This window comes from Roseateles sp. AC306 (genome assembly GCF_979253795.1).
The window spans coordinates 607648-629155 of record NZ_CEEDEB010000001.1 but is presented as its reverse complement, the minus strand read 5'-3'; the positions used below and the strand labels follow the sequence as shown (position 1 = coordinate 629155).

18 protein-coding genes are annotated in these 21508 nt (G+C 67.8%); 8 read left to right on the top strand and 10 right to left on the bottom strand.

The annotated features are described in order from the left end of the window. Positions 1-46: 46 nt before the first annotated feature. Complete coding sequence (locus AC0IZJ_RS02530; protein ID WP_471846325.1) at positions 47-853, bottom strand: pirin family protein; 807 nt, start codon at positions 851-853, stop codon at positions 47-49. Between the two features lie 101 nt (positions 854-954). On the opposite strand from AC0IZJ_RS02530, the gene AC0IZJ_RS02525 reads away from it, so the two are divergent. Further along, positions 955-1896 carry a LysR family transcriptional regulator gene (locus tag AC0IZJ_RS02525; RefSeq protein WP_471846321.1) on the top strand — a complete coding sequence of 314 codons (942 nt, stop codon included), beginning with the start codon at positions 955-957 and terminating at the stop codon, positions 1894-1896. On the opposite strand, the gene ligA is transcribed toward AC0IZJ_RS02525, so the two are convergent. The 7 genes from ligA to smc all read right to left on the bottom strand — a co-directional run bounded on the left by ligA (position 1850) and on the right by smc (position 13102). Continuing rightward, on the bottom strand, positions 1850-3889 hold the full coding sequence (ligA, locus tag AC0IZJ_RS02520) for an NAD-dependent DNA ligase LigA (protein WP_471846319.1): 2040 nt from the start codon (positions 3887-3889) through the stop codon (positions 1850-1852). The two genes, AC0IZJ_RS02525 and ligA, sit on opposite strands and share 47 nt — an antisense overlap. Before the next feature lie 28 nt (positions 3890-3917). Beyond that, the gene (gene paeA / locus AC0IZJ_RS02515; protein ID WP_471846317.1) at positions 3918-5219 is read right to left on the bottom strand and encodes a polyamine export protein PaeA; all 1302 of its coding nucleotides are present in this window, start codon (positions 5217-5219) and stop codon (positions 3918-3920) included. A 78-nt stretch (positions 5220-5297) separates the two neighbouring features. Next, positions 5298-6854 (bottom strand): tryptophan halogenase family protein, encoded by a 1557-nt coding sequence (locus AC0IZJ_RS02510; RefSeq protein WP_471846315.1) that lies wholly within the window; start codon positions 6852-6854, stop codon positions 5298-5300. Between the two features lie 22 nt (positions 6855-6876). Continuing rightward, positions 6877-7581, bottom strand: a complete 705-nt coding sequence (locus AC0IZJ_RS02505; protein ID WP_471846313.1) for a DUF6445 family protein — start codon at positions 7579-7581, stop codon at positions 6877-6879. Next, complete coding sequence (locus AC0IZJ_RS02500) at positions 7578-8387, bottom strand: PEP-CTERM sorting domain-containing protein (RefSeq protein WP_471846311.1); 810 nt, start codon at positions 8385-8387, stop codon at positions 7578-7580. Before AC0IZJ_RS02500 ends, AC0IZJ_RS02505 begins: the two co-directional genes overlap by 4 nt. 153 nt (positions 8388-8540) lie before the next feature. After that, entirely contained in the window at positions 8541-9593 is a 1053-nt protein-coding gene (locus tag AC0IZJ_RS02495) for a cell division protein ZipA C-terminal FtsZ-binding domain-containing protein (RefSeq protein ID WP_471846309.1), read from the bottom strand. Next, positions 9590-13102, bottom strand: coding sequence for a chromosome segregation protein SMC (gene smc / locus AC0IZJ_RS02490; protein WP_471846307.1), 3513 nt, complete (start codon positions 13100-13102; stop codon positions 9590-9592). Before smc ends, AC0IZJ_RS02495 begins: the two co-directional genes overlap by 4 nt. Positions 13103-13261: 159 nt before the next feature. Between smc and queF the strand changes: the two genes are divergently transcribed. Then, positions 13262-13702 carry a preQ(1) synthase gene (gene queF / locus AC0IZJ_RS02485; RefSeq protein WP_471847127.1) on the top strand — a complete coding sequence of 147 codons (441 nt, stop codon included), beginning with the start codon at positions 13262-13264 and terminating at the stop codon, positions 13700-13702. Here queF and AC0IZJ_RS02480 read toward each other — a convergent pair whose 3' ends face one another. Beyond that, the gene (locus tag AC0IZJ_RS02480) at positions 13703-14482 is read right to left on the bottom strand and encodes a substrate-binding periplasmic protein (protein ID WP_471846305.1); all 780 of its coding nucleotides are present in this window, start codon (positions 14480-14482) and stop codon (positions 13703-13705) included. A 62-nt stretch (positions 14483-14544) separates the two neighbouring features. On the opposite strand from AC0IZJ_RS02480, the gene dapC reads away from it, so the two are divergent. The 5 genes from dapC to AC0IZJ_RS02455 are packed head-to-tail and all read left to right on the top strand — an operon-like array spanning position 14545 to position 20546. Then, on the top strand, positions 14545-15747 hold the full coding sequence (dapC, locus tag AC0IZJ_RS02475) for a succinyldiaminopimelate transaminase (RefSeq protein ID WP_471846303.1): 1203 nt from the start codon (positions 14545-14547) through the stop codon (positions 15745-15747). Then, positions 15747-16571 carry a 2,3,4,5-tetrahydropyridine-2,6-dicarboxylate N-succinyltransferase gene (dapD, locus tag AC0IZJ_RS02470; RefSeq protein ID WP_471846301.1) on the top strand — a complete coding sequence of 275 codons (825 nt, stop codon included), beginning with the start codon at positions 15747-15749 and terminating at the stop codon, positions 16569-16571. Before dapC ends, dapD begins: the two co-directional genes overlap by 1 nt. A gap of 2 nt (positions 16572-16573) precedes the next feature. Beyond that, complete coding sequence (locus tag AC0IZJ_RS02465; RefSeq protein ID WP_471846299.1) at positions 16574-17743, top strand: PilT/PilU family type 4a pilus ATPase; 1170 nt, start codon at positions 16574-16576, stop codon at positions 17741-17743. Further along, on the top strand, positions 17740-18612 hold the full coding sequence (gene prmB / locus AC0IZJ_RS02460) for a 50S ribosomal protein L3 N(5)-glutamine methyltransferase (RefSeq protein ID WP_471846297.1): 873 nt from the start codon (positions 17740-17742) through the stop codon (positions 18610-18612). Before AC0IZJ_RS02465 ends, prmB begins: the two co-directional genes overlap by 4 nt. Next, a complete protein-coding gene (locus AC0IZJ_RS02455) occupies positions 18609-20546 on the top strand; it encodes an ATP-binding cassette domain-containing protein (protein WP_471846295.1) in 1938 nt (645 codons plus the stop codon). Before prmB ends, AC0IZJ_RS02455 begins: the two co-directional genes overlap by 4 nt. On the opposite strand, the gene AC0IZJ_RS02450 is transcribed toward AC0IZJ_RS02455, so the two are convergent. Continuing rightward, complete coding sequence (locus tag AC0IZJ_RS02450; protein WP_471846293.1) at positions 20539-20901, bottom strand: DUF1304 domain-containing protein; 363 nt, start codon at positions 20899-20901, stop codon at positions 20539-20541. The genes AC0IZJ_RS02455 and AC0IZJ_RS02450 overlap by 8 nt on opposite strands. A gap of 129 nt (positions 20902-21030) precedes the next feature. Between AC0IZJ_RS02450 and AC0IZJ_RS02445 the strand changes: the two genes are divergently transcribed. Then, the gene (locus AC0IZJ_RS02445; RefSeq protein WP_471846291.1) at positions 21031-21507 is read left to right on the top strand and encodes a MarR family winged helix-turn-helix transcriptional regulator; all 477 of its coding nucleotides are present in this window, start codon (positions 21031-21033) and stop codon (positions 21505-21507) included. The last annotated feature ends 1 nt before the right edge of the window (position 21508 follow it).

The window sequence follows — 21508 nt, the reverse complement described above, 5'->3', positions numbered from 1 at the left end:
AGTTTTCCTTCTTGTGTTGCTTGTTTTGTCTTGGATCTATCTGGGACTATCTCGGGCTGAGGCGGCCCATGCCGCCCGACTGGAATCGCTGCAGTGCCGCCACCACCTGGCCTTCGTCGCTCATGACGAAGGGCCCGTGGCGCACGACGGGTTCATGAAGCGGCCGGCCGCAGAAACAGGCCAGGCGCAGGGCGTCATCGGCCGCGACGCGGGCGCTCGCGCCCAGCGGCAGGCTGAGGGCGCGGCCGGTGGACAGCGGCAGCTCATCGGTGTGGCCACGGCCGTGGACGACGATGGCAAAGCCCTGCTCTCCTTCGGGCAGCGTGAGGTCGAAGCTCGCGCCGGCGGCGATGTCGACCAGCACCAGTGACGTCGACCAGGGCAGGTCGAGCGCCGTGTCGGCACCAAACACCTGCACCGCCCGCCAACCGTCGCCTGCACGGCGCGGCATCTGCTCGGGTGCCAGCCGCATGACGGTGGGCGCGCGCAGCTTCTGGTCGGCCGGCAGGTTGACGAAGATCTGCAGGCCATGCGCCTCGCGGCCCGGCTCGGCGGGGAATTCGTCATGCATGACGCCACGGCCGGCCAGCGTCCAGTGCAGGCCGCCGGGCGGGATGGCGTGCTCGCCGCCCAGCGAGTCGCGGCTGACCATGCCGGTGGCCGAGTCGTCGAAGAGGTAGGTCACCGCCGAAAAGCCGGCATGCGGGTGCGGCGCGAACGCCGGCTCGCTCATCCGGAAGTGGTCGACCATGATGAAGGGGTCGAGCAGCAGCTGCGGCTCCCGCCAGCCCTCGGCCTGGAAGCCGGCGCCGATGCGCTGTCTTTGGGGCTGGAGAAGGCGGGTGGTTGACATGATGGGCCGGACTGTAGAGAGTTCCATTTATGGCGAACAGCCACAAAACTCAAACGGACCGTTCCGGAAACGAAACGAGACAAAATGAAATCCAAGGCGAAATGAAGATCGACGACCTCCTGCTGCTGGCCCAGGTCCACAAGGCCGAATCGCTCTCCGAGGCGGCCCGCCAGCTGGACCTGCCCAAGGCCACGCTGAGCCGGCGCCTCACGGCGCTGGAGACCTCGGTGGGGGCCCGCCTCTTCGTGCCCGGCGCCAGCCGGTTGACGCTGACGGAGCTGGGCGAGCAACTTGCCGAGCGCGCCGCGCGGCATGACGACGACATCGCCGAGACCCGCCACTGGCTTGCCTCGCGTGAGGCCACGCCGCAGGGGCGGTTGCGCGTCTCGGTGCCGGCGGAGTTCGCGATGCTGGTGCTGGCCGAGAGCTTTGCCCGCTTCGTGCGCCGCTACCCCAAAGTCGAACTGGAAGTCGACACGACGCCGCGCCGGGTCGACCTCTTCAACGAGCCCTACGACGTGGCCGTGCGCATGGGCCCGGTGGACGAGCCCGACCTGATCGCCCGCCAATACATGCTGCTGGAGCGCGGCCTGTACGCCAGCCCGGTCTACCTGCAGGCGCGTCCGGCGCCGCAGACGCCGGCCGATCTGGCCCACCACGATTTCGTCGTGCTGACCCAGGGCAAGGGCATGTACCGGACGCTGCAGAACGGCAAGCAGACCGCCGAGGTACAGCTGCGCGGGCCGCTGGAGGCCAACTCCATCGGCCTGGTGCTGTCACTGACGCGCGCCGGCGGCGGCCTCGGCAGCTTCCCCTTCGGCATGGTGGCGTCCGACGTGGCGGCCGGTACGCTGGTGCCGGTGCTGCCCGAGTGGCGCTACGAGCCGCTGCCCGTCCACCTGCTGACCGCCAGCCGGCGGCTGATGCCGGCCAAGACGCGCGCCTTCATCGACCACCTCTTCGAGACCGTGCCCGAATGGGCCAGGGGGTCTTTGCTCAACCCGCCAGCAAGGCCCTCAATCCCGCTTCGTCCAGCACCGTGATGCCGAGGGCCTGCGCCTTGTCGAGCTTGCTGCCCGCGTCCTCGCCGGCGATGACGTAGTTCGTCTTCTTGGACACGGAGCCGCTGACCTTGCCGCCGGCGTCTTCCACCAGCGCCTGCGCTTCATCGCGGCTCAGCGTCGGGAACTTGCCGGTCAGCACCAGCGTCTTGCCCAGCAGCGGGCGCGGCCGGTCATCGCCCTCGCCTGCGCTTTCCTTCGGGCTCACGCCAGCCGCCAACAACTGCTCGACGACCTCGCGGTTGTGCGGCTGCGCAAAGAAGGTGTGGATGCTCTCCGCGACGATCGGGCCCACGTCGGCCACCTCCAGCAACTGCTCGACGCTGGCATTCATCAGCTTGTCCAGCGTGCCGAAGTGCTTCGCCAGCTCCTTGGCTGTCGTCTCGCCGACCTGGCGGATGCCGAGTGAAAACAGGAAGCGCGCCAGCGTCGGCGCCTTGCTCTTCTCCAGCGCGTCGACGATGTTCTGCGCGCTCTTCTCGGCCATGCGGTCGAGAGCTGCCAACTTGGCCACTCCCAGCTTGTAGAGGCCGGGCAGGCTCAGCACGATGCCGGCGTCGACGAGCTGCTCGACGAGCTTGTCTCCGAGGCCCTCGATGTCCATCGCGCGGCGCCCGGCGAAGTGCAGCATGGCCTGCTTGCGCTGCGCCGGGCAGAACACGCCGCCGGTGCAGCGGTAGTCCATGCCGCCCTTCTCGCGCGCGGCCTCGCTCTTGCAAATGGGGCAGGCGCGCGGCATGCGGAAGTTGGGCACGTAGCTGGCGCGCTCGCCCGGCACGCGGCCCACCACTTCGGGGATCACATCGCCCGCCCGGCGGATGACGACCTTGTCGCCCACCCGCACGCCCTTGCGGCGCATCTCGAACACGTTGTGCAGGGTCGCATTGCTGACCGTCGTGCCGCCCACGAACACCGGATCGAGCCGCGCCACCGGCGTCAGCTTGCCCGTGCGGCCCACCTGCACGTCGATGGCCAGCAATGTCGTCACCTGCTCCTGCGCCGGGTATTTGTGCGCCACGGCCCAGCGCGGTTCGCGGGTCTTGAAGCCGAGCTTGAGCTGCAGCTCGCGGGAGTTGACCTTGTAGACGACGCCGTCGATGTCGAAGGGCAGGCCGTCGCGCGCCTCGGCGACGCGCTGGTGGAAGGCGACAAGGCCGGCGGTTCCGGCGGCCACCACACGCATGTCGCTCACCGGCACGCCGAAGACGGCCAGCGCGTCCAGCAGGCCGGACTGCGTCGGTGGCAGCGCCCAGCCCTGCACCTCGCCGATGCCGTAGGCGTAGAAGCTCAAGGGCTTGTCGCGTGCCTGGCGGGAATCGAGTTGGCGAATGGCGCCCGCGGCCGTGTTGCGCGGGTTCACGAAGGTCCTGTCGCCCTTGGCACGCTGGCGCTCGTTCAGCGCCTCGAAGGCGTCACGGCGCATATAGACCTCGCCGCGCACTTCCAGCACCGGCGGCGCCTGGCCCTTGAGCCGCAACGGAATCTGGCCGATGGTGCGGACGTTGTGCGTGACGTCCTCGCCCGTCTCCCCGTCGCCCCGCGTGGCCGCCTGCACGAGCACGCCGTCCTCGTAGCGCAGGTTGATGGCCAGGCCGTCGAACTTCAGTTCGGCGTTGTAGTCGACAGGCGCGTCGCTCGCCGACAACCCCAGCTCACGGCGCACACGCGCGTCGAAGGCGATGGCGCCGCCCTCGGTCGTGTCGGTCTCCGTCGTGATCGACAGCATGGGCACGACATGGCGCACCGGCGTCAGGCCCGCAAGCACCGCGCCGATGACGCGCTGCGTCGGCGAATCCGGCGTCAGCAGCTCGGGGTGGGCAGCCTCGATGGCCTGAAGCTCGGCGAAGAGCTTGTCGTACTCGGCGTCCGGCAGTTCGGGCGCGTCGAGCACGTAGTAGAGATGGGCGTGGTGGTTGAGTTCGGCGCGCAACTCGGCGGCGCGTTGCTCGACGTCAGTAGCGGGTGCGGCAGTCATGCCGCCATTGTCAACGTCCCTGCCGGTGTCATTCCCGGGCTGCGGGCGCTACTGCAGTGATCATCACCTGGTCGACCCGGTAGCTGTCCACGTCCACCACCTCGAAGCGCCAGCCTTCCCACTCGACGACGTCGGTGCGGCGCGGGATGCGGCGCAGCATCACCATCAGGAAGCCCGCCAGCGTGTCGTAGGTGCCGGCATGCGGCCAGCTCTCGATGCCGAGCGAGCGCTCGACGTCCGGGATCGGCGTGATGCCATCGGCCAGGAAGCTGCCGTCCTCGCGACGCACGATCTGTTCCTCGTCGTGCGGGGCGACGAGGCTGCCCATGACCGTGTTCATCACGTCGTTCAGCGTGATGACGCCCACCACGCGGCTGTACTCGTTGACGACGACGGCGAAGTCTTCATGCGCCTCGCGGAACTGGGTCAGCATCTCGGACAGCGTCAGCCGGTCCGGCACGATCAGCACCTTCTTGACGAGCACGCCGCCGTCTTCGCGCAGCGACAGGCGCTCGCCGCGCAGCACGCGCTGGAACAGGTCGGTCGCGTCCACATAGCCCACCACCTGGTCCACGTCACCGTCGCAGACGAGATAGGTCGAGTGCGGCGTGTCGGCGATGCGGGTGCGGATCAGCGCGTCGTCGTCGTCGCGCGAGAAGAAGACGATGCGCTCGCGCTCGGTCATCACGGTCTCGACGGTGCGCGTGTCCAGCTCGAAGACGTTGGCGATGACCTGCTGCTCTTCATCGGCGACGACGCCGGCCTGGTAACCCGCCTCAGTGAGGGCCAGGATGTCGCGGTAGCTGATGGTCTCGTCGCGCTTGGCCGGCAGGCCCAGCAGGCGGATCAGGCCTTCGGTGATGGCGCTGAACGCCCAGGCCAGCGGCCTGAGCAGGCGGCACAGCAGCAGCATGGGGCCGACCAGCGCCATGGCGACGCGCTCGGGCTCATTCATCGACAGGCGCTTGGGCACCAGATCGGCCAGCACGATGAACAGCGACGTGATGCTGATGAAGGAGGCCGCAAAGCCCAGCGTGGCCGCCATCTCGGGCGCCGCCACGAGTCGGAACAGGCCCTCGAAATGAGGCGTGAACGCGCCCTCGCCGACGATGCCGGCCAGGATGGCGACGGTGTTGACGCCGATCTGCACGACGGTGAAGTAGTCGCCCGAGTGCTCCTGCACGGCCAGCACCCTGGCGGCCCGCGCGTCGCCGCCGTCGGCGCGCTGCTGCAGGTTGAGCCGGCGCGATGCGGCCAGCGACAGCTCGGCCATCGAGAAGAAGGCGCTGGCGGCGATGAGGAGGGCAATCAGCAGCAGGCTGAAGCTCAAGAGCGCTCCGGCGGGAAGGGGCCGTCAGTTTAGCGGCGCCCTACCCCGCGATGCGCTTACCTGCGGTCGCCGGCGAGCTCAGGCGCGCGGGCGGCCCTCGTAGGCGGCGCGCACCTTGCGCGCGTAGTCGCGCATGCCTGGCGATTGCTGGCGGGCCACTTCACGCACCTGGCGCACATAGTCCAGCGCCGCGACGCTGTCAGCCGGCGGTATGAATGGCGCCTGGCCCACGCCTTGCTCCGGCAGCCAGTGCAGGCCGGCCAGGATGTAGAACCAGTTGTGCGCCCCGAACAGCGACAGCCGGTGCCGCATGTCGGTCGGCGACGGCGCCTTCACCTCCCACAGTTGCAGGTCCGCAACCAGCGAGGGCGGCAGTGCCACTTCTTCGGTGATGTGGCGCCAGAAGCCGCTGTCCCGCCGCTGGGAGAGCACGTAATGCAGCAGCACGAAGTCGCGCAGCTCGTCGTAAACCGTGCTCATCAATTGATTGACGCGGCTGCGGCAGATCTCAAGCCCGCTGGCGTTGGGCAGGTGATCGACGAACAGCTGAAGCGCGTACTCGATCAGGTAGATGGCGGTCGATTCCAGCGGCTCGATGAAGCCGCCGGCCAGGCCCAGCGCCATGCAGTTGCCTTCCCAGCTGCGCACGTGGCGGCCGACGCGCATCTTCAGCAGGCGCGGCTCGGCCAGCGCTTGGCGGTTCCCGATCTGGCGCTTCAACGTCGCCACGGCCTCGTCGTCGCTGCAGTGCGCGGAGGAATAGACATAGCCCGAACCCGTGCGTGACTGCAGGTCGATTTCCCACGTCCAGCCTGCGGGCTGAGCCGTCGCGGTGGTGTAGGTGCGCAGCGGACCCTGCGCGTCGGCATAGGCCCACGGCATGGCCACCGCGCGGTCGCAAGGGAGCTGCTCGGCATAGGAATGCCAGGGCACGCCCAGGGTCTTGCCGAGCAGCAGCGCATGAAAACCGCTGCAGTCGAAGAAGAAGTCGCCTTCCAGGCGCGTGCCGTCGGCCAGGCCGAGGCTGGCAATGCCGGCGTCGCAGCGCTGCACGTCGACGACCTCGCCGACGAGATGCTCGACGCCGCGCGAGACGGCGGTGTCGCGCAGCAGCGCCGCCAGCTTGACCGCGTCCAGGTGATAGGCGTAGGTGAGCGGCGCCTGGTAGTCGGGCGACTGCATGGTCTTGGGCGACAGCAGGTCGTCCATCAATGCCGTCTGCGCAACGCATGCGTCGGCCATGGCGGGCACAGGCGCGCCGCGCTGCTTAAGGGCGAGCCAGTGCATCGACAGCGGGAAGCCGTTGAACGGCCCGGGCGCTTCGAAGGGATGGTCATAACGGTCGGCCTCGGCGGAGCCGCCCTCGCGCCAGCCGGCAAAGCGGATGCCGTTCTTCAGCGTTGCGTCTGCATTGGCGAACAAAGCCGCCTCGGGGATGCCTAAAGCGGCGAGCGTGCTGCGCAGCGTGGGCACGGTGGCCTCACCGACGCCGATGGTGCCGATGTCGCGCGACTCGACCAGGCGGATGCGCACGCCCGCGGCAGGGTTGGATGCCATGGTGCGTTGCAGGTAGCACGCTGCCAGCCAGCCGGCGGTGCCGCCCCCGACGATGACGATGTTGCGGATCGGGTGCATGGTGTCCTTGGCGGAACGAGATTCAGTGGGTGGCTGCCGCAGGCGGATTGACGAACAGGCGCTGCGTCAGACGCGCAGTGTCCATCGTGTGGTTGGCCTGCACGTCGCGCATGTCGATCGAATGGAAGGCATTGCCGGGGTACATCACGAGGCGGTTGTAACGGCCGGCAATGGTGTGCAGCCGCTGCCAGATGCCGTCCTGCTCCACCGCGTAGCCGGCCGGCTGCGTGGCCTCACCATGCTCGCGCAGCCATTCGCCGTATGCGGCCATCTCCGCCGCGTCGCGCAGCATGGCCTTGCCTGTGGGCAGGTGGCGAAACAGGCAGGTGCCGATCTCGAGCTGCGGGCTGAGGTAGATGACGCCCGCCACCAGCAACCCGTCGATGTGCGGATGCTTCTGGTTGGCCAGCATCTCGGACGCTGGCGTCGTGACGATGGAGAAGTCCGAGCTGAAGTGCTCGGGCAACAGCCCCGGCGTGCCCAGTGCGGCCAGAAGTTTGCCGAGCTGCTCGTACAGCGGTTGCAGCGCCTGCGCCGGGATCTTGCTGTGCAGCCCGGGGTAGTAGGCCAGCGAGCTGTCGAAGCTGCCGTGCAGCGCCAGTTGCCGCACGGCGTCGGGGTCTTCGTAGAACTGGTCGACGACCAGGACCGGGCAGTCTTCAGAAACCGACTCGATCCGCAGCTGCGCTGCGGGGTTGAGGCGGAAGACCCGGTCGAGTGCGGTCACGACGTCTTGCGGCGGCGGCGGGTGAAGGCGGCGCCGGTGACGGCCGCCGTGGCCAGCAAGGCAATGCCCGCAGGTTCCGGCACGCTGTTGGGCTCGACCTGCACATTCAGCGTGGCGGACAGCAGACGGAACTGGCCCGCCGTCGCGGCGACGTTGAAGCTGAGGATCGAGTCCTGCGCCAGGTCGGCCAGCGCCAGACCATCCAGACCGACATTGACGGAGAGCTCGCCATAGACGGCTTCATACACGTCGCGCTGGCGGTTGTAGTAGACGTAGTTGTTCAGGCCGCCAGTCTGGCCTTCGTAGTTCCAGCCGCCGTAGCCGGTGGCCCAGTTCGACGTCTGGTCAGCGGTGTCGCTGGCCTGCGTGCCGCCGGCGGTCACGCGCATCGTGTCGGCCACTGTGTCGCGGTGGATCACGTCGATGTCGCGGCCGATCGAGGTGTTGGAACCGTACACCGGGTAATAGCTGCAGTAGCCGCCACCCCACGAGGAGTAATAGCAACCGCCCGAGTAATAGGCGACGTAGGTGGAGTAGCCGAGCTGTTGAGAGTTGCCATAGAACGTGTTGGTCGAACCGTACGACGCATCGGAGACGCCGTACACGATCAAGCTGCCCGACAGCGTGTTGCCGCCCGACACACCCGCCTGCGCCAGCGCAGCGCTGAGGTCGAACTGGAAGTTCTGTGCACCGCCGTTGAGCACCTGCCCCAGGTTGACCGTTTGGGAAACCAGCACAGGCGAAGCCTGTGCCGAGATCGCCGAGCCCAGTGCCAGCACAGTGGCCGAAAGTTTCAAGATCGTCATGATGTTCCTCGCTCCGATATCCCTAGTTCTAGGGGATTAAGTTTCGGGGCGAGGCTGGCCGGAATGGCGGTCAAAACCCCCAAAACGCGGGGGCGTGGCGCCCTTCCGGCGCGTCAGCGCGGGCTCATGCGTGACTTAGTTCGCAGGCGGAAATCAGCTGAACAAGCGGCGTGCTGCAGGTGAGCCAGCCGCCAGGTCGCGCTCGGCCAGCGCTTCATAGAGTTTCTTCAATTCGACGTCGATGGCGGCGAAGGCGTGAAGGCCCAACACCTGGCCGCGGTCGTCGCAGACCTCCGCCTCCAGGTCGCGGGCCAGCGAGCGGGCGGCCTCCTGCCAGGCGGCAAAGGGCTCTGCTTCAGCCGGCGTCTGCGGCACGTCCAGCGCCAGTGTCAGCTCGCGCAGCGACTGCGCCTCGGGGTCTTCGGCCAGTGCGGCCTGGGCGTCGAACTGCAGCGTCAGCAGCGGCGGCGCGCCCTCTTCGGCCGCGGGCATCACGAGTCGCCCCGGCAGCGCACCGGCGACGAAGCCGTGCCGGCCCGCGGCCTGCTGCACGAAGCCTGGCGTCCAGGCCGCACCCTTGGCGCGCAGCAGCAGGGCGAGCTGGGCGTCGTGGCTGGCAGCGAACTGGTCCAGTTCGCGGGCGCGGGCCACCACGTCCAGCATGTCCGGGAACTGCACGAAGCCGCCCACGCCGTCGGCAAAGGCCTGGATCTTCTGCACGAACTCGGAGTACTCGATCTCGTTGAGCGCGCCGCTGCGGTTGGCCATCTTCAGGCCGGCCTGGAACTCGCTGTAGCGCTGGCCCGGCTCTGGCAGTTCCCAGTCGCCGCTCTGAGCGTTCAGGCCTTCGATCTGCAGCGGCTTGGTGCCGGCGCGGCGGCTGCCGGGCTGGTGCTGCAGGGCCAGCTCACCGGAGACGGGCTGCTCGACGGTGATGGTCGAGATCGCGTCGATCAGCGCGTCGATGCGTGCCGACTGCCGGCGCAGCGGGCGGGCCACGGCGGGCAGCGTCGCGTCCAACGGGTCGGCCGCCACGGCGGCTTCGTCGCCGAGCGCGGGCGGGGGACCATCGAAATGCGGCTCCTCCAGCGGCGGCACGGCGCGTTTGGGGCCGGCCTTGCGCGCCGTCCAGGCGCCGTGGACGATGACGGCGATCAGGATCAGGCCGCCAAGGATGGCCAGGAGGCTGGTCAGGGTGATGTTCATGCGTCCGCCATGGCCAGGGCCTTGTCCATATCCACCGCGACGATGCGCGAAACGCCCTGCTCCTGCATCGTCACCCCAATCAGTTGTTCGGCCATTTCCATCGCAATCTTGTTGTGCGAGATGAAGAGGAATTGCGTGACGCGGCTCATCTGCGTCACCAGCTTGGCGTAACGCTCGGTGTTGGCGTCGTCCAGCGGCGCGTCCACTTCGTCCAGCAGGCAGAAGGGTGCGGGGTTGAGCTGGAAGATCGCGAACACCAGCGCAATCGCCGTCAGCGCCTTCTCGCCGCCCGATAGCAGGTGGATGCTGCTGTTCTTCTTGCCCGGCGGCTGGGCCATGACCTGCACGCCGGCGTCCAGGATCTCGTCGCCCGTCATCACCAGCCGCGCCTCACCGCCACCGAACAGCTCCGGGAACATGCGGCCGAAATGGTCGTTGACCTGGTTGAAGGTGGCGCCCAGCAGGTCGCGGGTCTCGAGGTCGATCTTGTGGATGGCGTCTTCCAGCGTGGCGATGGCCGAGTTCAGGTCGGCGCACTGCGAGTCCAGGAAGGTCTTGCGTTCGCGGGCGGTGGTCAGCTCGTCGAGTGCGGCCAGGTTGACGGCGCCGAGGGCGGCGATCTCGCGGTTGATGCGGTCGATCTCGCTCTGCAGGCCGTGGAGCTTGACGCCGTTCTCCTCGACCGACTTCGCCAGCGCTTCGAGGTCGACGGCGGCCGCTTCGAGCTGCTCGCGGTATTGCGCACCGCCGAGCTGGGCGGCCTGCTCCTCGAGCTGCAGCTTGGTGATGGCCTCGCGCAGCGGGTCCAGGCTGCGCTCGAAACCCATGCGCTGCTCATCGGCCTTGCGCAGGCGCAGCGACAGGTCGTCGTAGTTCGCACGCACTGCCGCTAGAGCCTGTTCGCGTTCGAGCTTGAGGGCCAGAGCGTCCTGCAGGCCGGTCTGGGCCGCCACGTCGTTGAAGCCGTCCAGCTCGGTCTGCAGGCTGGCGGCGGAGGTGGCAACCGTGGCGATCTGCGCCTGCGCGGTCTCGATGCCGCGCTGCAGCTCACCACGGCGGGCGGCCAGCGTCTGCGTGGCAAAGCGCGCTTCCTGGGCGCGGCGCTCCAGCCCGCGCAGCTGCTCGCGGGCATCGGCCAGCTTGCGTTCGGCGGCGATGGTGCCGTCTTCCAGTTCGGCATGGCGCTGCTGGGCGTCGCCGAGCTGGATGTCCAGCTCTTCGAAGCGCGCCTCTCCCACCGCGCGGCGCTCCTGCAGGCCCTCCTGCTGGGCAGCGATCTCGGCCAGCTCGGCGTCCAGCGCGCTTCGGCGCTGCTGGCTGGCCTCGGCCTGCTGGCTCAGGCGCAGCAGCTCGACGTGGATCTGGTGGGCGCGCGTCTGCGCCTCGCTGGCCTCGCGGCGCAGCGTCGCGAGGCGGCCGTTGGCGTCGTTGAATTGGTGCTCGATGCGGCTCAGCGTGATGCGGGCTTCATCGGCAATCAGGTTCTGCGCGCGCTGCCCGGTGGTCAGTTGCTCGATTTCCTGGGCGCGAGCCAGCAGGCCGGCCTGTTCGGAGTCAGGCGCGTAAAACGTCACCGAGAACTGGCCGACCGCATGACCGGCCGGCGTCAGGATCAGCTCGCCATGCGTGAGCTTGCCGCGCGCGGCCAGCGCTTCGTCCAGCGTCGGCGCGGTGTAGACGCCTTCGAGCCAGTCGTTCAGCAGCGCGCCGAGGCCGGCGTCGTTCAGGCGCAGCAGCTCGCTGAGCTTGGGCAGCGTCTCGTGCGTGTTGGTGATCGATCCCGTCGGCGTCGAATAGAAAGTCAGCTTCGCGGGCGGCGCATCGGCCTCGAAGGCCCGCACCGTGTCCAGCCGGCCGACGCTGAGCGCGCCCATGCGCTCGCGCAGCGCAGCCTCCAGCGCGTTCTCCCAGCCGTGTTCGATGTGCAGCCGGGTCCACAGGCCTTGCAGGCCATCGAGGCCATGCTTGGCCAGCCACGGCTTGAGCTTGCCCTCGGTTTGCACCTTTTCCTGCAGCGCCTTCAGCGCTTCCAGGCGGGCGGTCAGGTCCGACTGCCTGGCAAGCTGCGCGTTCGCGTCCTGCTGCGCGTTGCGGCGCTGTTCCTCCAGTTGCGGCAGCTGCTCGGCCAGCTCCTGCAGGCGCCCGTCGGACAGCTCGCGCGCCTCGTCGGCCGCAGCGGCGCGTTCGCGCACTTGCTCCAAGGCCTCGTGATCCGGCGCACCGAGTGCACGGGACTCGGCCGTCAGCCGGTCCTCACGCTGGCGCAGCGCCCTTGCCTGCTCGTCCACGCTGCGGCTCTCGGCCGCCAGCACCTGGATCTGCTGTTGCACCTGCGTCACCAGCGTGCGCTGCTCGTTGGCGCGGGCCTGAGCGGCGCGCACGGCGTCTTCGGCCTGCGGCAGCTGAGCCTGCTGTTCCTCGGCCTGGGCGGCCAGGATCTCGCTCTGTTCGTCGGCCCCGGCAATCTGCTCGGCGATGCCTTCCAGCTCAGCGGCAGACTGCTCCGCGCGCTCGCGCCATTGCTGGTCCTGCGCGTGAAGCTCGGCCAGGCGCGCCTGGGCCCGGTTGCGGCTCTCGACGACGAAGCGGATGCGCTCCTCCAGCCGGCTCACTTCCAGCTGCGCCTCGGCATAACGGCCCTGTGAAGCGTGCAGCTCGTCGCCGGCGGCGTAGTGCGACTGACGCACCTCTTCCAAGGTCGCCTCGACGGCGCGCAGTTCGGCCGTGCGGGATTCGAGTGCGTTGAGGGCTGAAGCATGCGCCGTCTTCACGCGCGTCGCCTCATTGCCGGCGTCGCGCGCCTTCAGGAACCACAGCTGGTGCAGCTTCAGCGTGCCGGCGTCCTGGAGGCTGCGGTAGCTGGCTGCCACCTCGGCCTGGCGTTCCAGCTTTTCCAGGTTGGCGTTCAGCTCGCGCAGGATGTCGTCGACGCGGGTCAGGTTCTCGCGCGTGTCCTTGAGCCGGTTCTCGGTCTCGCGGCGGCGTTCCTTGTACTTGGACACGCCGGCCGCTTCTTCCAGGAACAGGCGCAGCTCCTCGGGCTTGCTCTCGATGATGCGCGAGATCGTGCCCTGGCCAATGATGGCGTAGGCGCGTGGCCCCAGGCCCGTGCCGAGGAAGACGTCCTGCACGTCGCGGCGACGCACCGGCTGGTTGTTGATGAAGTAGCTGCTGGTGCCGTCGCGCGTCAGCACGCGCTTGACGGCGATCTCGGTGAACTGGTTCCACGGCCCACCGGCGCGGGCGGACTGGTTGTCGAAGACCAGCTCCACGCTGGCTCGCCCCGCCGGCTTGCGATTGCCGCTGCCATTGAAGATGACGTCCTGCATGGACTCGCCGCGCAGCTCGCTGGCCTTGCTCTCGCCCAGCACCCAGCGCACCGCGTCCATGATGTTGGACTTGCCGCAGCCGTTCGGACCCACCACGCCGACGAGCTGCCCGGGCAGCTGGAAGGTGGTGGGTTCGGCAAAGGACTTGAAGCCGGCGAGCTTGATCGAATTCAGCCGCATGGAGGAAGGTTCGTAAGCCCTTGATTTGGCTAAAGAAAAGCGCCTTTGACGGGCGCTTCGATGGGGCCGGATGATAGCATTCGCCCCCTCTCAGATTGACCCCGCACCATGGCCACCAAGAAGTCCGCCACCCCCGCCGCCAAGAACAACAAGCCCAAGATGCGCGAGGTGCCGCCGAATCCGCCGAGCAAGCCCAGCAAGGACATCCTGGTCTTTCCGAACCCGAATCCCGAGCGCGACTACGTCATCCAGTTCCAGGTGCCCGAGTTCACCTGTCACTGCCCGTTGACCGGCCAGCCCGATTTCGCCCACTTCACCATCGACATGATTGCCGACGAGCTCTGCGTGGAGCTCAAGAGCCTGAAGATGTATTTCTGGAGCTACCGCGACGAGGGCTCCTTCCACGAGAAGGTCACCAACAAGATCCTCGACGACATCGTCGCCGTGACCGACCCGCGCTTCATCCGCATCACGGCCAAGTGGTATGTGCGCGGCGGCATCTACACCAACGTCGTGGCCGAGCACCGCAAGGCCGGCTGGGCGCCCGCGCCGCGCGTGGACCTGCCGGCGCATGGCTTCGAGTCGGGGATGCTCGGTTAATCAGCGCTTCATGACGGGGTTGCGAAGCCAAGCCTCCTGGTTTTCGTCCAGAAGGCGGCCTGTGTTCATCGCCGTCAGATAGCGCTTGAGCATCGCGTCGAACTCCGGCAGCCGGCCCAGGCAGGCGCTGCGCCGCGACCAGCCGACATAGTTCAGCGCCTCGGCGACAAAGGGCTTGAGCACGCGGTAGCGCGCTTCGTTTCCCGTCGAGATCAGGTGCGCCAGCGCCGGGTAATGCGGCGAGATGAAGTAGTCGATGCGCCCGGCGTCGAGCTTCAGGAAGTTTTGCTTGATGCCCGGCCCGGCCTCGACGCTGAGCTCGGCTTCGATGAACTCGTCCAGTCCGGCACCAAAGCGCGTGCCATGCGTGACGCCGCCGCGCAGGCCTCGCAGGTCTTCGCGCTTGGTGAACTTCAGGTTCTGCCCGGCGCGCACGAAGACCGAGCTCGGGTTGGAGAAGATGGGCGTGTCGGTGTAGGCGAGGTACAGCTCGCGATCGGGTTTGCGCTTGAGCTCGGTGATGATGTCCACGTCGCCCATCCGGGCCGTCTGCAGCACGCGAACGAAAGGGCCGACATAGCGCAGCTCATAGGGCAGCTTCATGGCCTGCAGCACCGCCAGCACGACGTCGACGCTGGCGCCGCGCAGCGTCTGGCCGTCGTACCACGCATAGGGCGGGTACTCCGGGTCGGCGGTAACGACCACCCGGGTACAGACGGCCTGCGCCGTGACGGCAGCACTCGCGGCAAGCCCGCAAATGGTCAGCCAAACGCGTTTCATGTTCTTGCCTCCCCAGGCACCGGCCGCATGGTCGACCCCAACGACCACCCTATCATCCCCGCATGAGTTTTTCCGTCAATCCGCGCCTGGACAGGCTCCAGCCCTACCCCTTCGAACGCCTGCGCGAACTGACCGCCGGCATAACGCCCAACCCGTCTCTGGCGCCGATCTCGCTGGGCATCGGCGAACCCCGCCACGCGGCACCTGCCTTGATCGCGGAAGCCATCAACGGTGCGATGAAGAGCCTGGCCGTCTACCCCGCCACGGCCGGTACCCCCGTGCTGCGCGAGGCCATCGCCGCCTGGATCTCGCGCCGCTACGGCCTGACGCTGAACCCGGTGACGCAAGTCCTGCCCGTCAACGGTTCGCGCGAGGCGCTGTTCGCCATCGCGCAAACGGTGGTGGATGCCAGCCGCCCCGGCGCCACGGTTGTCTGCCCCAACCCCTTCTATCAAATTTACGAAGGCGCGGCGCTGCTGGCCGGCGCCGAGGTCGTCTTTGCCAACTCCGACCCGGCGCGCAACTTCGCCGTCGACTGGAGCCAGATCGATGACGCCACCTGGGCCAGGACGCAGCTGCTCTACGTCTGCTCGCCGGGCAACCCCAGCGGCGCGGTGATGCCGCTGTCCGAGTGGCAGGCGCTGTTCGAGCTGAGCGACCGCCACGGCTTTGTCATCGCGTCGGACGAGTGCTATTCGGAGATCTACTTCCGCGACGAAGCACCGTTGGGCGGGCTGGAAGCCGCCGCCAGGCTGGGCAGGCACGACTTCAAGAATCTCATCTCGTTCACGTCGCTGTCCAAGCGCTCCAACGTGCCCGGCTTGCGCTCGGGCTTCGTGGCCGGCGACGCGGCGCTGCTGAAGAAGTTCCTGCTCTACCGCACCTACCACGGCAGCGCCATGAACCCCATCGTGCAGGCCGCCAGCCTCGCCGCCTGGAGCGACGAGGCGCACGTCATCGAGAACCGCGCGCGCTATCGCCGAAAGTTCGCCGAGGTCACGCCGTTGTTGGCCGAGGTGCTGGACGTCGCCCTGCCCGACGCCGGCTTCTACCTTTGGGCCGCTGTCCCCGGCGGCGACGACATCGCCTTCGCCCAAGGCCTGCTCGCTCAATACAATCTCGTCGTCCTGCCGGGCAGCCTGCTGGCCCGCACCGCCCACGGCAACAACCCCGGCGCCGGGCGCATCCGCCTGGCTCTGGTCGCCGACGAGGCCGAATGCCTCGAAGCCGCCCGCCGCATCGTTTCCTTTACGAAATCCCGCTGATGAACACCGCCGAACTGCAAAGCCTGATCGACCTCGCCTGGGACAACCGCGCCTCGCTCGACCCCGTCAACGCCCCCGAGTTGCGCCAGGCTGTCGACCATGTCATCGCCGAACTGGATGCCGGCCGCCTGCGCGTGGCCACCCGCGAAAGCGTCGGCCAGTGGACGGTGCACCAGTGGATCAAGAAGGCCGTGCTGCTGTCGTTCCGACTGAACGACAACCGCATGATGGGCGACAAGGACCTGACCTTCTTCGACAAGGTGCCCACCAAGTACGCCGGCTGGAGCACCGAACAGCTGCGCGCCAGCGGCGTTCGTGTCGTGCCGCCGGCCGTCGCCCGCCGCGGCAGCTTCCAGGCCAAGAACGTCGTGCTGATGCCCAGCTACGTGAACATCGGCGCCTACGTCGACGAAGGCGCCATGGTCGACACCTGGGCCACCGTCGGCTCCTGTGCGCAGATCGGCAAGAACGTGCACCTGAGCGGCGGCGTCGGCATCGGCGGCGTGCTGGAGCCGCTGCAGGCCAACCCGACCATCATCGAAGACAACTGCTTCGTCGGCGCCCGCTCCGAGGTCGTCGAAGGCGTCATCGTCGAAGAGAACTCGGTGATCTCGATGGGCGTCTACATCGGCCAGAGCACGCCGATCTACGACCGTGCGACCGACACCGTCAGCTACGGCCGCATCCCGGCCGGCTCCGTCGTCATCTCGGGCTCGCTGCCCAAGGACGGTGGCCGCTACAGCCTGTACGCGGCCATCATCGTCAAGCGGGTCGATGCGCAAACGCGCTCCAAGACCAGCATCAACGAATTGCTGCGCGCCTGATCATGAGCAGCCCCAGCGCCGGCAACATGGAGCGCATCCTTCGGCTGATGGCCGACAAGGGTGCTTCGGACTGCTACCTGTCGGCCAATATGCCGGTGCTGATCCGCATCAACGGGCAGACCGTGCAGCTGTCCGACCAGCTGCTGACGCCACCGCAGCCGCGCCAGCTCATCGCCGAGGTCATCGACCCCGGCAGCATGGCCGAGCTGGACAACACGGGCGAGCTGAACATGGCCGTGTCGGTGCGCGGCGTCGGCAGCTTCCGGCTGTCGGGCTTTCGCCAGCGCGGCTCCATCGCCGGCGTGTTTCGCCACATCCCGCATGACATCCCGACGCTGGAGAGCCTGCAGCTGCCGCCCGTGCTGGGCGGCATGATCAAGGAGAAGCGCGGCCTCATCCTGATGGTGGGCGCCACCGGCACCGGCAAGAGCACGACGCTCGCGTCCATGCTGGAGATGCGCAACCAGACCATGACGGGGCACATCCTCACCATCGAGGACCCGATCGAATACCTGTTCAGCAACAAGCGCTCGGTCGTCAACCAGCGCGAGATCGGCCGCGACACGGCCTCGCTGCAGATCGCGCTGAAGAACGCACTGCGCCAGGCGCCGGACTGCATCCTGATCGGCGAGATCCGCGACCGCGACACGATGACGGCGGCCATCAGCTATGCACTGTCGGGCCACCTCGTGCTGGCCACGCTGCACGGCAACAACACCTACCACGCGCTGAACCGCATCCTGTCCTTTTACACGCCGGAGTCCCGCCCCGCTCTGCTGAACGACCTGGCGGCCGGCCTGAAGGCCGTCATTTCGCAGCGCCTCGTGCGCGCCACCGCGGGCGGCCGCGTGCCGGTCATCGAGATCCTGCTGAACACCAAGCTGGTGTCGGAGCTGATCGAGAACAGTGACTTCGCCGGCGTCAAGGAGGCGATGGAGAAGTCCATCGCCGAGGGTTCGCAGACCTACGAAGAACACTTCGCAAAGCTCATCACCGACGGCACCATCACCCGCGAGGAAGGCCTGGCCTTTGCCGACTCGCCGACCAACCTGCTCTGGCGGCTGCAGAACGAGGCGCCGGGCGCCCGCCTGTCGACCGCGCCGCGCAAGGAAGAGAAGGCTGGCGACGAAGCCAGCTTCACCGAAATCACCCTGGACGTCCGCGGCTCTTGAAACTGATTACCTGCATAGAAACCCAAGCTGCCCGCCTTGACCAGGCGGGTTTGTTTTTTGGCCATGGCACGACGAACGCGTTCGACGAAGCCGCGTGGCTCGCGCTGTGGCGCCTGGGCCTGCCCGTGGACGCGCTGGACGAGCATGAAGAGCGCGAGCTGACCGACGCCGAGCAGGCGGCCATCGCGGCCCTGCTCGACGAGCGCATCTCGACCCGCAAGCCCGCCGCCTACCTGACCGGCGAGGCCTGGCTGCAAGGCGTGCCCTTCACCATCGACGAGCGCGCCATCGTGCCGCGCAGCTTCATCGCCGAGCTGATCGCCGACGCCAGCATCGACCCCTGGCTGCATCCGACCAGCCGTCGCGTGCTGGATCTGTGCACCGGTAACGGTAGCCTGGCCGTGCTGGCGGCGCTGGCCTGGCCCGACGTCGAAGTGGATGCGTTGGATATCGACATCAACGCGCTCGCCGTCGCCAAGCTCAATGTCGAGCGCCACGATATGGCGCTGCGCATCCGCCTGCTGCAAGGCGACGGTCTGGCCGCCGCCGTCAGCCAGAACACCGGACCCTACGACTTGATTCTCTGCAACCCGCCCTACGTGAACAGCACCAGCATGGCCGCCCTGCCCGCCGAATACCGCGCCGAACCCGAACTGGCGCTGGCCGGCGGGTCGGACGGCATGGACTTCATCCGCGAGCTGCTGCGCGCCGCGCCCGCTGCCTTGACCGACGACGGCGTGCTTGTGCTGGAGATTGGCAACGAGCGCGAGAACTTCGAGGCCGCCTTTCCGACGCTTGAGACCGTCTGGCTGGAAACCTCCTCCGGCGCCGACCAGGTGCTGCTGCTGACCAAGGAAGCCCTGCAATGATCACGCTGCGCGATATCACGCTGCGCCGCGGCGTCAAGGTGGTGCTGGACAACGCGTCCGCCACGCTGCAACCCGGCGAAAAGATCGGCCTTGTCGGTCGCAACGGCGCCGGCAAGTCCAGCCTGTTTGCGCTGCTGACCCACCGCCTGGGCAACGACAAGGGCGAGGTCGAGGTGCCCAAGCACTGGCGCCGTTCCGAGGTCGCCCAGAACATGCCCGAGACGGACGACGGCGCGACCGACTACGTGCTGGAGGGCGACCTGCCGCTGGTGGCCGCCCGCGCCGCGCTCGAAGCGGCGGAGGCCGCCAACGATGGCCACGCGATGGCTGACGCGCATGCGCTTCTGGCCGACGTCGGCGCCTTCGACGCCCGCTCGCGCGCCCAGGCGTTGCTGATGGGCCTGGGCTTCAAGAGCGAGCAGCTCGACGCCCCGGTCAACAGCTTCTCCGGCGGCTGGCGCATGCGCCTGCAGCTGGCCCGCGCGCTGATGTGCCCGGCCGAGCTGATGCTGCTGGACGAGCCCACCAACCACTTGGACCTGGACGCCCTCGTTTGGCTGGAAGCCTGGCTGGCGCGCTACGACGGCACGCTGATCATCATCAGCCACGACCGCGAATTCCTCGACGCCATCACCAAGGTCACGCTGCATCTGGACGAAGGCAAGCTGGTGCGCTACGGCGGCAACTACACCAGCTTCGAGACCCAGCGCGCCGAGCGCATGGTGCTTCAGCAGGCGGCCTTCTCCAAGCAGCAGGAGCGCGTGGCCCACCTGCAGAAGTTCATCGACCGCTTCAAGGCCAAGGCCAGCAAAGCCAAGCAGGCGCAGAGCCGCGTGAAGGCGCTGGAGCGCATGGAGCGCCTCGCGCCCGTACTCGCCTCGGCCGACTTCAATTTCGAGTTCCGCGAGCCGCTCAATCTGCCCAACCCGATGCTGATGTTCGACGAGATGTCGGCCGGTTATGGCACGACCACCATCGTGCGCAACATCGACCGCTCCGTGCTGGCCGGCCAGCGCATCGGCATCCTGGGCGCCAACGGCCAGGGCAAGTCGACGTTGGTGAAGACGATTGCCGGTACGCAACCTGCACTCGCCGGCAGGCTGACGCAGGGCAAGGGCCTGTCCATCGGCTACTTCGCCCAGCAGGAGCTGGACGTGCTGCGGCTGGACGAAGGCCCGCTGGAGCACATGGTGCGGCTGGCCCGCGAGGTTGGCCCGGCCGGCCGCGAGCAGGAGTTGCGCGACTTCCTCGGGCAGTTCCGCTTCACCGGCGACATGGTTAACCAGCAGGTTGGCAGCCTGTCCGGCGGCGAGAAGGCCCGCCTCGTATTGGCCATGCTCGTGTGGCAGCGCCCCAACCTGCTGCTGCTGGACGAGCCCACCAACCACCTGGACCTGAACACGCGAGAGGCGCTGTCGATGGCGCTCAACGAGTTCGAGGGCACGGTCATGCTGGTCAGCCACGACCGCGCGTTGCTGCGCGAGGTCTGCGACGAGTTCTGGCTGGTGGCCGACGGCGTCGTCAAGCCCTTCGACGGCGACCTGGACGACTACCAGAAGTGGCTGCTCGACCAGAGCAAGGAAGCCGCCCGCGCTGCCAAGAAGCAATCGGCGGCAGCAGCCGCGCCCGCGCCGGTGGTTGCCGCCGCACCTGCGCCGGCCCCCGCAGCGCGCGAGGACCGCAAGGTCTCAGGTCAGGCGCGCGCCAAGCTCGCCGACCAGACGCGGCCGCTGCGCAAGGAGATGGAGCAGATCGACAAGCGCATGCATGCGCTTGCCACGGAGCGCTCCAGCATCGAAGCTCAGCTCGCTGAAGGCGCCGCCGCGTCGGCCATCGCCGAGATGGGCAAAAGGCTGAAGGCGATCAGCGACCAGCTCGAAGCCGACGAAGCCCGTTGGCTGGAGCTGGGCGAGCAGATCGAAGCGCTCAGCTAAGAAGCACCGCTGCCAGGGCCAGTGCGCCCGGCAGCGCCTGCACGAACAAGATCTTCCTGGAGGCCGTAGCCGCGCCGAATACGCCGGCCACGACGACACAGCCCAGGAAGAACACCAGCCAGGGCTTGCCCGCTCCCGCGGCGCCCTGCACGAGGCCCCAGGCCAGGCCCGCAGCGAGAAAGCCGTTGTAGAGCCCCTGGTTGGCCGCCAGCGACTTGCTCTGCTCGGCAAAGTCCGCCTTCAGCCCGAAGGCCTTGCGGCCCAGCGGCTTGGTCCAGAAGAACATTTCCAGCACCAGGAAGTACAGGTGCAGCAGTGCCACCAGCGCCGCCAGCACGATTGCGAGTGTCTGCATCGTCTCTCTCCTCATCATTGATTGGGGTGGCGCATCCTCGCAGATGGCCCTAAGGTCCCCTGTCGCTAAAAGACGTGGGAAAGACCATTTAACTTGTACGCAATTGAATTGCCAACTACATTAGAAGCCATGCCACGCGCCAAGCCGTCCACCGCCAGCGATCCCCGCACGCAATGGCTGCAGCTCGATCGTCAATTGTGTTTCGCGCTGTACAGCAGCTCGCTGGCCATGACCAAGCTCTACAAGCCGCTGCTGGCGCCGCTGGGCCTGACCTATCCGCAATACCTCGCCATGCTGGTGCTGTGGGAGGCTGATGGCCTGAGCGTGTCCGCGCTCGGCCAACGCCTGTCGCTGGACTCTGGCACGTTGACGCCACTGCTCAAGCGACTGGAGCTGCTGGGCCATGTCGAGCGCCTCCGTGCCACGGACGACGAGCGCCGCGTCGACTTGTTTCTGACACCCGCAGGCCGCAAGCTGCGCTCCCTGGCGCTGGACATCCCCAACCAGCTCGCCTGCGCCAGCGCCTGCGAGCTGGACGAGCTCGTCGCACTGACCCAGCGGCTGCACGAACTCCGGCAGCAGCTGAGTCAAGCCACTACCGACTGAT

Coding starts and splice junctions, on each gene's coding strand:
- AC0IZJ_RS02530 (WP_471846325.1), bottom strand. CDS start 853: ATGTCAACCACCCGCCTTCTCCAGCCCCAAAGACAGCGCATCGGCGCC.
- AC0IZJ_RS02525 (WP_471846321.1), top strand. CDS start 955: ATGAAGATCGACGACCTCCTGCTGCTGGCCCAGGTCCACAAGGCCGAA.
- ligA (WP_471846319.1), bottom strand. CDS start 3,889: ATGACTGCCGCACCCGCTACTGACGTCGAGCAACGCGCCGCCGAGTTG.
- AC0IZJ_RS02510 (WP_471846315.1), bottom strand. CDS start 6,854: ATGCACCCGATCCGCAACATCGTCATCGTCGGGGGCGGCACCGCCGGC.
- AC0IZJ_RS02500 (WP_471846311.1), bottom strand. CDS start 8,387: ATGACGATCTTGAAACTTTCGGCCACTGTGCTGGCACTGGGCTCGGCG.
- AC0IZJ_RS02495 (WP_471846309.1), bottom strand. CDS start 9,593: ATGAACATCACCCTGACCAGCCTCCTGGCCATCCTTGGCGGCCTGATC.
- smc (WP_471846307.1), bottom strand. CDS start 13,102: ATGCGGCTGAATTCGATCAAGCTCGCCGGCTTCAAGTCCTTTGCCGAA.
- queF (WP_471847127.1), top strand. CDS start 13,262: ATGCGCGAGGTGCCGCCGAATCCGCCGAGCAAGCCCAGCAAGGACATC.
- AC0IZJ_RS02480 (WP_471846305.1), bottom strand. CDS start 14,482: ATGAAACGCGTTTGGCTGACCATTTGCGGGCTTGCCGCGAGTGCTGCC.
- dapC (WP_471846303.1), top strand. CDS start 14,545: ATGAGTTTTTCCGTCAATCCGCGCCTGGACAGGCTCCAGCCCTACCCC.
- dapD (WP_471846301.1), top strand. CDS start 15,747: ATGAACACCGCCGAACTGCAAAGCCTGATCGACCTCGCCTGGGACAAC.
- AC0IZJ_RS02465 (WP_471846299.1), top strand. CDS start 16,574: ATGAGCAGCCCCAGCGCCGGCAACATGGAGCGCATCCTTCGGCTGATG.
- AC0IZJ_RS02455 (WP_471846295.1), top strand. CDS start 18,609: ATGATCACGCTGCGCGATATCACGCTGCGCCGCGGCGTCAAGGTGGTG.
- AC0IZJ_RS02450 (WP_471846293.1), bottom strand. CDS start 20,901: ATGCAGACACTCGCAATCGTGCTGGCGGCGCTGGTGGCACTGCTGCAC.
- AC0IZJ_RS02445 (WP_471846291.1), top strand. CDS start 21,031: ATGCCACGCGCCAAGCCGTCCACCGCCAGCGATCCCCGCACGCAATGG.